9 protein-coding genes are annotated in these 11596 nt (G+C 62.9%); 4 read left to right on the top strand and 5 right to left on the bottom strand.

Annotated features, from left to right (window positions below; translation table 11 throughout):
* Nucleotides 1–298: 298 nt before the first annotated feature.
* Nucleotides 299–487 (top strand): hypothetical protein, encoded by a 189-nt coding sequence (locus tag AB4Z00_RS11700; protein ID WP_442046061.1) that lies wholly within the window; start codon nt 299–301, stop codon nt 485–487.
* 17 nt (nt 488–504) lie between these two features.
* Here AB4Z00_RS11700 and AB4Z00_RS11695 read toward each other — a convergent pair whose 3' ends face one another.
* Complete coding sequence (locus AB4Z00_RS11695; RefSeq protein ID WP_442046060.1) at nt 505–3285, bottom strand: TonB-dependent receptor; 2781 nt, start codon at nt 3283–3285, stop codon at nt 505–507.
* 504 nt (nt 3286–3789) lie between these two features.
* Here AB4Z00_RS11695 and AB4Z00_RS11690 point away from each other — a divergent pair.
* Nucleotides 3790–4533: an SDR family NAD(P)-dependent oxidoreductase gene (locus tag AB4Z00_RS11690; RefSeq protein WP_442046059.1), complete on the top strand. Its 744-nt coding sequence runs from the start codon at nt 3790–3792 to the stop codon at nt 4531–4533.
* Between the two features lie 20 nt (nt 4534–4553).
* Here the strand turns inward: AB4Z00_RS11690 and AB4Z00_RS11685 are convergent, their stop codons facing one another.
* On the bottom strand, nt 4554–5147 hold the full coding sequence (locus AB4Z00_RS11685) for a TetR/AcrR family transcriptional regulator (RefSeq protein ID WP_165921425.1): 594 nt from the start codon (nt 5145–5147) through the stop codon (nt 4554–4556).
* Between the two features lie 227 nt (nt 5148–5374).
* Between AB4Z00_RS11685 and AB4Z00_RS11680 the strand changes: the two genes are divergently transcribed.
* Complete coding sequence (locus AB4Z00_RS11680; protein ID WP_442046058.1) at nt 5375–6688, top strand: cytochrome P450; 1314 nt, start codon at nt 5375–5377, stop codon at nt 6686–6688.
* Nucleotides 6689–6725: 37 nt separating this feature from the next.
* Here the strand turns inward: AB4Z00_RS11680 and AB4Z00_RS11675 are convergent, their stop codons facing one another.
* Nucleotides 6726–7463 carry an energy transducer TonB gene (locus tag AB4Z00_RS11675; RefSeq protein ID WP_442046057.1) on the bottom strand — a complete coding sequence of 246 codons (738 nt, stop codon included), beginning with the start codon at nt 7461–7463 and terminating at the stop codon, nt 6726–6728.
* A 56-nt stretch (nt 7464–7519) separates the two neighbouring features.
* Between AB4Z00_RS11675 and AB4Z00_RS11670 the strand changes: the two genes are divergently transcribed.
* The gene (locus AB4Z00_RS11670; RefSeq protein WP_442046056.1) at nt 7520–7882 is read left to right on the top strand and encodes a hypothetical protein; all 363 of its coding nucleotides are present in this window, start codon (nt 7520–7522) and stop codon (nt 7880–7882) included.
* On the opposite strand, the gene AB4Z00_RS11665 is transcribed toward AB4Z00_RS11670, so the two are convergent.
* Together AB4Z00_RS11665 and AB4Z00_RS11660 are read right to left on the bottom strand one after the other, a co-directional pair.
* Nucleotides 7869–8969, bottom strand: coding sequence for a cytochrome-c peroxidase (locus tag AB4Z00_RS11665; protein ID WP_442046055.1), 1101 nt, complete (start codon nt 8967–8969; stop codon nt 7869–7871). The genes AB4Z00_RS11670 and AB4Z00_RS11665 overlap by 14 nt on opposite strands.
* An 8-nt stretch (nt 8970–8977) precedes the next feature.
* Complete coding sequence (locus AB4Z00_RS11660; RefSeq protein WP_442046054.1) at nt 8978–11491, bottom strand: TonB-dependent receptor plug domain-containing protein; 2514 nt, start codon at nt 11489–11491, stop codon at nt 8978–8980.
* Between the last annotated feature and the right edge of the window lie 105 nt (nt 11492–11596).

Here is an 11596-nt window from a genome sequence, read left to right as displayed (position 1 = left end):
AACCAAACTCACGATTTGGAGCCGAATTTTCCCGCCAAGGTCGAACGCACTCCAATACGCCCCAGCTTCAGCCCATCAGCCGCCTCGGGAAAAATCCACGACACCTAAGGAGATGGCAAATGCTGCGGGGATAACACGGTGATCGCGGATCTGGCGCTGCCCTGGTTCTCGCTCACGATGCTCTCTCCCGGCCAAAGACCAACCGCTTCCGCCTCGTCAGGAATTGCTACGAAGAGGCAGCGCTTAAGTCCATCGTGAATGATGCAGCGATCCGCGATGCGTGCAAAATTCGATCGGCATGGACAAGTTCCTGCGGATCCGGCTTGCCCTCCGCAATCCCGGGCAAAGGCTTCCCACGCTTGAGCGTTTCAGGCGCAGCGCGGCCGAACAAGGCAGAATGCGAAGGACACAAGATCATCTGCTCAAACAAGAAACCCGTCCGATCATTGAACCGGACGGGTTAGTGGCTGCAGGCGCGGAAGGTTGAATGGCGCCTGCAAGTCCTCAGAAGCGGAAGCGCGTGCCCAATCCGAAATAGCGACCCTCGTATCGGATATCCCGCGGGTAGGTCTGGGTCTGGTTGAAGTACCGGTAGTTGTTGAACGGCTTGCCCAGGATGTTGCTGACGTCCGCCGTGATGGTGATGGCCGGAATGACGGTGTAGGAAAGGGAGTAGTCCAACCGTGCGATCGGCTTGGTGCCTTCGCCTACGTAAAGATTTCCATTGGCATCCGGCGAATAGAAATTGGTGAATTTCGAGCGATAGTTGTAAGAAAGGCGGGTCGAAAGCTTACCACGCTCGTAGAACAATACGGCGTTGTAGCTCCACTTCGACACGCCGGGGATGGCCACCATCTTGGTGTCTTGCCCTAGAGCGTTGGGAAGCTGGTTCTTGCCGTCCAGATAAGTTGCGTTCGCTTGAACGCCAAATCCGGAAAGCCAGCCCGGCAGGAAATCGAAGAAGCTGTGGAACCCGGCCTCGATGCCCTTGATACGTCCGGAACCCGCGTTTTCAGGGCGCACGACCTGGATCAGGCCATAGACCGGATCCTGTACATCGCGGGTATAGTCGCTGATGAAGCCGTCGAGATCGCGATAGAACACAGAGATCCCTGCCGCCGCCCGGGGTGAGAAGTAGTATTCGATCGTGCCATCGTAATTGCGCGAGGTCAGCGGCGCGAGATCGCGGTTGCCGGCGCGCCCGAAAGCGTCATAGCGCCCCGRCGTGCCGCCGGTGTTCTGCGCGCGCGTGATGTTCACCGCCGGATTGAGCTGGCCGAAAGTCGGCCGGGTCCGCGTTTCGGTATAGGCCAGTCGAACCTGAAGCTTGTCGGTGGGACGAATGCGCATGCTGACGTTGGGCAGGACGTCGACGTAGTTCTGCCGGTTCTGTTCCGGGGTCTGAACTCCGTCCACCAGTGACGTGCCCGAATAGACGCCGTCGGTGTTGACGATCCGCACGCCGACAAGGCCGCCGACGTCCACTCCGCCGATGTCGAAAGCGTATTTGCCCTGGGCATAGGCGGCATATGTCTTTTCGCTGGCCTCCCACGATGCCAATGGGTCGATCGGCACGTCGGTGCTGGACCAACGCGCGACGTTGTCGGCAAGCCCGGCGTCATTCGGATTGAGAGCCGAGAGTTGCTGCAACCCGGCAAGGGCGATCGCTCGCAGGCCATCGATGTTGCTGCGGATGGCCGACCGTTCAGGGGCAAGCCATTGCGTGAAGCCCTGCACGCCGCCCCGGAAGCTGTCGTCCACCAGCGACATGGCGCCCAGGCCGAGTTCGTTCATGCCGATGCCAAGGTCCATGAGGTAGGCATAGCGCGAACCTGAACGGACCGAAGAATTGCGCGTGGTCACGCGGCTGCCGACCTGCAACTGCGGAAGAAACGGAATGTCGGTTTCGAGCGAAATGTCGCCCCGCCACTGGATGCCGTTTCCTTTGCCGACATATGTGCGGTCGAAGAACCCGCGGAACTGGTAATGGCTGGGGTCGGTCGCATCGAAGCCAGGCAGTGAGAAGGCAGCCGATCCCTTCACGTCGAACGCCGCATCCACCGTCGGGGCCGATGTCAGGGCGGAATCGAGGCTCCATTCGGTCTGCTTGAAGGTACTGTCGGTATAAGCGAAGTCGGTCGAGATCGTCGCCTTGCCGGTCGTCCAGATCGCGCCGATCGCGCCCTGGTAGGTGTTGGTGTCGCCATTGACGGTCGAACGATAGATGTCCGGGCGCCAGCCTCCGGTCTTGGTCAGACTTGCGACCTTGTTCGGTTCGTCGGGATCGAGCACGATATTGCTGAGCTGCGCGCCGGCAAAGCGAAGCGATGTCGCGAAGAAGTCGTTGGCGTCGCGGCCGCGATAGGCCTGCCACAGGCCGTCGACGTAGATTTCAAGATTGGGCGCCGGCTTCCACTGAAGCGAGGCATTGATCGACGGACGCTTGCGGATGCCGCTGTTGTAGAAGACGCCGACGGCCTCGGGAAACACGAAGTCGCGGCCGACCGATTCCGGTTCGACCGTATTGGCGACATCTGGCGCCAATACGTCGGCACTGTTCCACCGGGCAGCATTACGGAACTGTTGCTGCGTATAGGCGAAGTTGATGAGCGCGCCGATCTCGCCGATACCGGTCTGCCAGCGGTCGGTGATCTGGAGATTGGCATTGGCCGGATCGTACTTCTTCGACTGGTCGTTGTAAGTACCGCGAACGGCGCCTGCGATTTCGAAGCCCTTGAAGTCGAACGGGCGCCAGGTGCGGACGTTGATGAGACCGGCCAGCCCGGGCTCGACCAGATCGGCCGTGCCGGATTTGAAGACTTCAAGCGCGCGCAACGCGCCCGGAGGGAAATCCCAGAGCGCCACCCCGCGAGATTCCGCCGTGAATATGTCGCGTCCATTGAAAGTCGTGGCGACATCGGGCAGGCCGCGGACAAGAACCTGGTTGGCTTCATCGCCGGACCGGCTGACCTGGACGCCCGATATTCGCGCAAGCGATTCCGCTGCGTTGTTATCCGGCAGCTTGCCGATGTCTTCCGCAACGATGGCATCGACGATCGCATCGGATTCCCGCTTGATCTGCGCCGCATTGTACAGGCTGGCCCGGAAGCCGGTGACGATGATGTCCTCAGCCGAGACAGGATCCGAAGCCGCAGTATCGGCCTTATCCTGCTGCGAAGACTTCTGATCCGTTTGATTGGCCTCATCGCGTGCGATGTCCTGACCATAAGCAGGCGCCGCGAATGCGGCACAGGCGCACGATAGATACAGTCCGACTTTAAGCATCTGGCATCTCCCCCGTTTCCCCAATTCCGCTGATCCGACGACCCACTAAAGGTCCGTAGGATTGGGAATATCTGTTTATTTGAGTTTCATTTATCGCTCTCAAATCGATTCGACAATCAAAAATTAGTCTGAGTATATCGCCTGAGTCAGATAATGTCGCAAAGCCGTGCGCTGACAGGCCATCGAAGTGGCGACAAAGGCGGCGGCTCCGGCCCGGCGGCTGTTGGATTAAATCTTTGAAGGGTAGCGGCCCGGTGCTGATGACCGGAATGCCGCCACCCTCTGGAATGTCCCGCCGCCGGACGCACCAACCGTGACGGGCTGCGGACTGTCTGATGAACTGGCTGCTGCGGGGAGATCAGGCGCTTTGCGATTGATCGGGATCAGCGAGCCGGCCCGACCGTGAAACAACGCCGGGGCGAAGTCCCATCGCGCGCTCCGGCGTGGATTGACCTGCGAGGTTTCGGATTTTACGTTATTCCTAATAATGTAAAAGGACTCGATATGGGACGAGTGACAATCGTGACGGGCGCTGCTTCCGGCATCGGCCTGGGTGTTTCGCAGTGGTTTGCCGCCAAGGGGCACCGGGTGGCGATGATGGACCGCAATGGGGATGAGGTGCGGGCAGCCTCGGACAAGCTCAATGCGGGGGGCTTCGACACGCGTCCCTTCACCGTCGATGTGGCGGATCGCGATCAGGTGGAAGCGGCTGTCGCCGAAACGCGCCAGGCGTTCGGACCGATCGAACTGCTGATCGCCAATGCCGGCATCTCGGAATACAAGCCCTTCGTCGAAATGACCGTGGCAGAATGGCAGCGCATGCTGGACGTCAACCTCACCGGCATGTTTCACTGCATCCAACTGGCCATCCCCGACATGATCGCCGCCAAGTGGGGGCGGATCGTCACGATCTCGTCCATGAGCGCGCAAGTCGGCGCGCCCAGCATGGCGCATTACTCGGCATCGAAAGGCGGCGTCACGTCGCTGACCAAGGCGGTGGCACGCGAATTCGCGGAACTGGGCATTACGGCCAACACGATCCCGCCTGCGATCGTATATACCGGGCTGAGCCGCCGTACCGAGGTCGACGGCAGCAACCCGCGCATCGATGCGATGGTGCAGGGCGTCCCCCTGAAGCGGATCGGCATGCCCGAAGACATTGCCTCTGCCTGCGACTGGCTATGTTCGGACCATGCCGGATACGTGACCGGGCAGGAGATCAACGTGAACGGCGGCATGTACTCCTGAGCCGGCCGATGACGGGCAGCCTAGTCCAGATGGATCGCGATCGGCCGCGTGAACGCGCGCACGACCAGCGTGTCCAGCAACTTGACCACATTGCCAACGGGATAGTCCTCGTCCTGGCGCAGCCACCAGCGCAATATGTCGAATATGGCGTTGGTGACGAGTTCGGTAACGAGATCGGCCGGCAGGGCCGGGTTGGCGCGGGGCCTGCTCTCCGCGATCTCGTTGGCGATGCGCGAGAATTCCGCGCGCATCTTCTCGTTCGCGCCGGCTGTCAGCAGGGTCGACCAGAGTTTGCGATGATCGTTCACGTAGCGGCACAAGTCATCGAGCGAGCTGGTGGCCTTGCGCTCGAACGCGGGCTGCGAATGGCGCAGCAGATGGCGCACCTGTTCGGTCGCGACATCGGCCAGCAAGTCTTCCTTGCTGGCGAATTGCCGGAAGAACACCGGGTAGCTGACTTTCGCCTGCGCCGTGATCTCCTTGATGGTGATGAGATCGAGGGGCTTGGTGTCTATGAGTTCGAGCAGCGCTGTCTTCAGCGCTTCGCGAGAGCGCGTCACGCGGGCGTCGTGCGGTCTGCTGATGCGTTCGCGGGCGCGGTCTGGAATCGACACTCGAACAATCCTCTGTTGCACGCTGACGGTAATACGCGGCGCGCCGAAACGGCAAGGCGGCCTGCTCATTCATCGACGCGGTGGTATCAGCGTCATCATCGAATGGCCCGCCGCGTCAAGGCATTTGCCGGCCTTCATGTGCCTAAAATCATTCGAAGCGGCGCCGATGGGCGGCGGTCCTGCCCCGTGCGGACCGAGACCCTGGCCCTATCTGACGGGAGAGCATCATGAACACGACGGAGCGCGACTACTACACCGACCGCACGGTCCTGCTGGATCCTTACGACTGGTTCGAGGAAATGCGCGCCAAGGGACCGGTATGCCGCATGGCCAACCGCGATCTTGTCCTCGTCACCGGCTTTGCGGAAGCGGTCGAGCTGCTCAACAACGCGGCCGACTGGTCGAACGCGATCAGTGTCAGCGGCCCGCTTCTGCCGCTGCCGTTCGAACCCGACGCCGAGGACATCTCCGGGCAGATCGAGGAGCACCGCGGCGACATCCCGCTTGCCGATCTCCTCGTGGCCAAGGACGGCACGCCGCATGCCCAATCGCGGGCCTTGATCTCCGCCCTCTTCACGCCCTCGCGCCTCAAGGCCAACCAGGCCTACGTCACCGCGCTCGCCGATCGCATGGTTCGCGGCGTCGTCGCGCAGGGCGGATGCGAGTTGATCGGCGCGATCGCCAGCCCCTTCGTCACTTTCGTGGTATCGGATATCCTCGGCGTGCCGGAAGCCGACCGGGACGATTTTCGCCGCATCATCGACCTTGCCCCGCCGCCCGGAAACATGGAGGCCGCGCCGCCTCCGGGCAAGGAAGCGGAATGGGCTGCAAGGCCGCGCGAGACCGAAGAAGTCAATCCGCTCGAATATATGGCCGCCTATTTCTACCGCTACATTTCCGAGCGCCGGGCCCAGCCGCCCCGGGAAGACGTCCTTTCCGAGTTCGCCCACTCCCGCTATCCGGACGGCACCCAGCCCGACATCCCGGAACTGATCCGTCTCGCCACTTTCCTGTTCGGAGCGGGGCAGGACACCAGCGCCAAGCTGATCGGCAATGCCATGCGCTATCTCGTCGACGTGCCGGGCCTGCAGCAGCAACTCCGCGACGATCATAGCCTGATCCCGGCGTTTCTCGAGGAGGTGCTGAGGCTCGAAGGCTCGACGAAAGTGGTCAAGCGCCTTGCCAGGCGTGCCATGCGGGTCGGCGACATGGAGATCGCGCCGGGGACCAAGGTGGTGATCGCCATTTCCGCCGCCAATCGTGATCCACGCCGGTGGGAGGAACCTCACGCGTTCAGGCTCGGGCGGCCGGGTATCAAACAGCACCTGGCCTTCGGCCGCGGCGCCCATACTTGCGCCGGAGCGCCGCTCGCGCGCTATGAGGTCCGCATCATCTTCGAGAAGTTCCTCGAACACACGCGCTGGATATCGCTGTCGGAAGATCGCCACGGCACCGCCGAGAACCGCATCCTGGATTTCGAGCCCACTTATAGCATGCGAGGCCTCGCGAACCTCCATGTCGAACTGGAACCCGCGGTTTGAGTTCGTCCGGCTGAATCACAGGAATCAACCGGCCCGCTCATCCTTCCAGCTGATAAGTCATGGGCACAAGGAACTGCCGTCCTGCACGCGGGAGGCCTTTGGGGGGACGCGGATAGGGCACTGCGTCGCGCACTTGTTTCAGCGCGAGGCCGTCCAGGGGCGGATGGCCGCTGGAGCCAACCAGTTCGGCCGTTTCGAGGCGGCCATTCTCGTCGATCAGCAGGCGCACCAAGGCCGTGCCCTCCCAGCCCTTGCGGGCCAGACGCCCCGGGTAACCCTTGTGGCGGCCGATCCATGCAAAGACCCGGCGCGCATAGGAATCCTCGCCCCGGCTACCCGCAGACGGCGGCGCGGCACGGTCCTGCGCGGCTGCCTTGCCCTCGCCGGATGACGACCCCGCCGTCACTCCACTCCCAGGGTTCGAAGACGGCGGCCGAGATGCCGCGAGAAGCGGAACGGCAGGTGCCGGCGCCATGTCGTCCGACAGGCGCAGCGGGGAAACCGGGGCGACCACCTGCACCACAGGCCTGACGGTCGGCGCGGGCGCATCGGTCGCATTCGCCACGGAAAGGGACTTGCGAGGGGGATCCGGCGCGGGCTCGGCCTGCGGCGTCTCGTCCGGCCGGGAGAGGTCCACGGAGCGGAACGACACGACGCCCCGGTGCCCGGGTTCGCCCACTTGTCTGGAGGGACCGAACGCCATCCACGCCAGTCCGAGAACGGTCACATGGACGGCGCAAGTCAGAGCAAGCGACGAGATTCGAAACGAATTCATTGCGCGTCGCCTATGTTTATTGCTATCGTGTCGCAATAGCATATCGGGAAACTGCGATGAAATTGCGCTGGCTGGATACCTTGGCCCTTTCCGTGAATGGCGCTTACGCGCTGCTTTGCCTCGGGTTCGTCGGCAAGTTGCTGTCGCTGCATGCGCTCGGCAATTCTCCCGAGCATGCTCTGGTGGCGGGTTTCGCGCTGCTGGCGCTGCTCTGGCTCGGCAATGTTGCCCGCATCCTGTGCCCGCTTCGCCGCCGCATCTTGTTTCAGACCCTCGTGAACGGCGCCGCGCTGGTTTTCGGCCTGTTCGGCCTGCTGCTCGGCTTTGCCGATCCATTCGCGTGGACCGCGCCGGTTGCGATCCTGCCGCCCGCGCTCACTTATCTCGTAGCCAGACGCGCTCACGCTAAAGCGTCCTGAGAAAGGCAGCGAGCGCGGCCTGCTCGTCTCGCGTCAGACCGAGCTTCGAAACCAGCGGGTCTGGTATCGGCGCGGGTGCCTCGCCCATTCGCCTCGCCCGATCCCGTCCGCCCCCGCCGTTATAGAGCGCAACGACATTCTCGAGCGTGGGGAACAGACCATTGTGCATATAAGGCGCGCTGCGGCTTACGCCCAGCAGGGAGGGTGTGCGGAACCGACCGACATCCGCCGGATCGCGCGTAACCTCGTAGCGCCCCAGATCCTCGCGAGACCGCCCGTAGAAACTGATGCCGAGATTGTGGAACTGCCCGTCACTCAGCAGCGGTCCGTTGTGGCAGGCAGCACACCCCGCCCTCGTTCGAAACAGATGCAGGCCCGCGAGTTCCTGATCGGTCAGCACCGAGACGCCCCGCTCCATTACCCGGCTCCAACGCGAACGCGGGGGCCGCAAGGTCCGCTCGAACGCCGCGATCGCGGCAGCGGCGTCCTGCAAGGTCACGCGGCGATGGCCATTCAATTCACGAAACGCGGCGCGGTAGCCCTTGTCGCGATTGATGCGCGGTTCGATCAGGCGCGCGCTGCCCGCCATCTCCTTGCCGTCGAGCAGAGGGTGGAGCGCCTGCTCTTCCAGCGTTGCCGCGCGGCCGTCCCAGAACAAGGGCGTCATCCAGGCCGCGGCATAGAGCGACTGGGCATTGCGCCGCCCCCGCTGCCGGTCATGCCCGAACGCGGTGCGCAGCCCGTCCGCCAGGCCCAGTTCCGGGCTGTGACACGAGGCGCAGGCAATCTGGCCGGAACGCGACAGCGCCGGATCGTCGAACATGCGCCTGCCGATCTCCGCCAGCGCCTGTTCGCGCGGAGAGGCTTCGGGGAGCCGGGGAAGCGGGCCGAACTCGGTGAAGCGAGCCCCCTCCCCCAGGCGCGGGCGCGGCCATGTTGCCGGACCGCCCGCATAGAGCGCCCGCAGTGCCCCCACTGCCGGAACTCCCTCCCCGCCCGCCTGCTGCGCGCGGCCCACGACACTCCCCCCGACCGCGAGGATCGCGAGCGTCAGAACGATACGCGGCAGCAGGCGGAAACCGGACATCGAGACGATCAGAACCGGTAGTTGAGGCCGACCCAGAACGAGCGTCCATATTGGTAGGGCTGCGCGGTCGCCGTGCTGTTCGGCGAGGGAATCCGGTCGAACAGGTTCGCCACGCCCACGTCCGCAGTCAGTACGCCATAGCTGGAGCGGACGAGTTCGGCCTGCGCATTGAGGTTCACGTCGATCGAGCGTGGATACTTCACATAGTCGTAGACATCGTAACTGGCGCCATCGACGGTCTCGTTCCTGCCGGTGTCCTCGATACGCTTGAACTTGTCCGTATAACGCAGATTGACGTTGGTGGTGATCCGGTCGTCCAGCCAGAGCGCGGTCCAGGTCATGTTGGCCATGAACGRCACCGCCATGTCGGGCCGCTGGTTGAGGGCGATGACCTCGGAATAGCTCAGGACCTGTCCCTGGAACGATACCATCAGGTTCGCCAGGTCGTCGTCCACCTCCACCGTATAGTCGTCGTTGGTGGATGTGGTCTTCGAGAAGTTGGTATTGAAGGCGACCGAGTGCTTGCCGAAGCTGCGCGTCCATTCGAAGGACGCGCCCCGGTACTTGCTGTAGCCGTCGTTAGTGAGAACGTACTGGGTATAGGTCGAGATTTTACCGTTATCGAGAGTCTTGCTCACCTTCTCACCCGCCGAGCGGGTGAACTCGTCATGCCCCTCGCGGTAGATGCCCTTGATCCTCAGGCTGCCGCCCAGCAGGCGTGCCGACAGTGCGGCCGAAAGTTCATCCGAATAGGGCGTCTTCTTCTTGCCGTCCGAATAGCTGGCCGTATGGCTGGTGCTGGACAGATACCAGTCTTCGTCGGAATAGGTGGTGATCCCGCTGCTCGTGACGCCGGTGCGCGTATAGATGTAGTTGTCCGGGTACTTCTCGCGCAGCGCATAACCCAGCATGGAGCGTCCGTAATAGCGGTTGGCGCCCAACGTCACGCTCCAGCCGTCCCACGGCAGCGCATACGTCGCGGAAAGGCGCGGGGAAAAGTTGCTATTGCCGAGGAAGCTCTCGTAATCGTAGCGCAGCCCGCCGCGCAGCGTGAAATCGCCGATCTCGGCCGTGTATTCCGCCCATCCCGACACGCTGTCCAGGTTCACGCGGGCGCGATAGGCCTGATAGAGCGAAGCGGTCGTCAGCGCATATTCACCGGTGGTGCAAGTCAGGCTGTCAGGCTGTGCGCAGGCGATGGTCGCCGCGTCCGATTGGTCCGTCGTTCCCCGGTAGGAATAATTGTCCTCCAGGCGGCTGCGCATGGCCTCGATCCGCTGGTAGTCGAAGCCGGCGGCAAGACGGCCCGGCCCCAGCGGCATCGACCAGCGCCCGGTCAACGCATAATTGTTCTGCCATTGCCGGATATCGCCGAAGCTGCCGATCGCGCAGTTGGCGGAGGTGGAACATCCGCTGCCCACTTCGGTCCACGAAGAAATGCTGTAGAGCGTGCCGGGCGCGTCGCGGCTCGTATCGCTGTGCGAGAAGCTGGCGGAAAGCGACCAGTTGGTCTCGCCCGATTTGGCCAGTTCAAGCCGGCTGGTCACGCCGCCCCCGTGTGACACCATCTGCGAATCGATGGAATTGTTCACCTCGGCCTCGCTCTCGTAAGGCGTGTAGGAGAACTGCCCGGTCAGCTTCAGGTCGCCGGCAAGATCCGCATCCGCCTTGGCGAGAAAGTTGTCGCTGGTGCTGGACTGGCCGTAAGGCTTGCTGCCGTAGGCTTCCGCCTTGGTATAAGTGACCCGCGACTGCGATCGGTTGTAGCCCAGGAGCAGGCCGATGGCGCTGCTGACGGGAAGGTCGACGGTCGCACCATAGCGCCACTTCTCGAACGAGGGCTTTGCGGGAAGTTCTCCGTCCAGGCTTTCGCGCGATCCCTCGGAGATCCTGAAGTGGGTCATCGCGTCCGAACTGTAGGACACTGTGCTGGTAAAGCCGAACTCGCGCTTCGGTGCGCGGGTCTTGATGTCTAGCGCGCCGCCGGTGAAACGGCCGTACTCTGCCGAGACGTTGGAATCGCGAAGCGTGATCTCGCCGATCAGATTGGTGTCGACCCAGAGCGCCTGCGCGGACGCGCCTACGGGTTCGGCAAAGTTCGCGGCCTTGTTCTCCGTGATATCCACCCGCGCATTGGCATCGATGCCGTCAAGCGTAATGAGGTTCTCGTAGTAGCGCCCGCCAGAGATCGAGATGTCAGACGGACGGATATCCTGGATATCCTCGCGCGTTGCCATGTACTCGTCGCGCCGGAACTGCACGGTGGGCAACGCTTTCAGGAGCTGGTTGGCATCGCCGGAGCCCGGCGCGCGGGCGCGAATTTCCTTCTCGGTGATCCGCGTCGTCCCGGCCTCCGCGCCGGTGCCCATGACATAGCTTTCATCGGCCCGCTCTCCGTCCGCGACGACTGCCGGCAACTGCTGCTCGACCGTGCCGGAGGCGGACTGGTCCTGCGCCTGCACCGGAATGGCAGGCACGACCATAGCCGTCGCGAGCAACGCTCGCGCGAGTGTAATATGCATTGGGCGACCCCTGTTGTTTTGTTGGGGCGGCCTCTAGCCAGACAGGTCAGTTATTGCAACCGATTCTCATTAGCATATTTTACTGCATGTCCGGAAAGCGTCGGG

It is taken from the genome of Novosphingobium sp. YAF33 (genome assembly GCF_052113265.1).
Lineage (GTDB): Bacteria > Pseudomonadota > Alphaproteobacteria > Sphingomonadales > Sphingomonadaceae > Novosphingobium.
The sequence above is the reverse complement of the archived record's forward strand: the minus strand, read 5'-3'. Positions and strand labels throughout refer to the sequence as shown.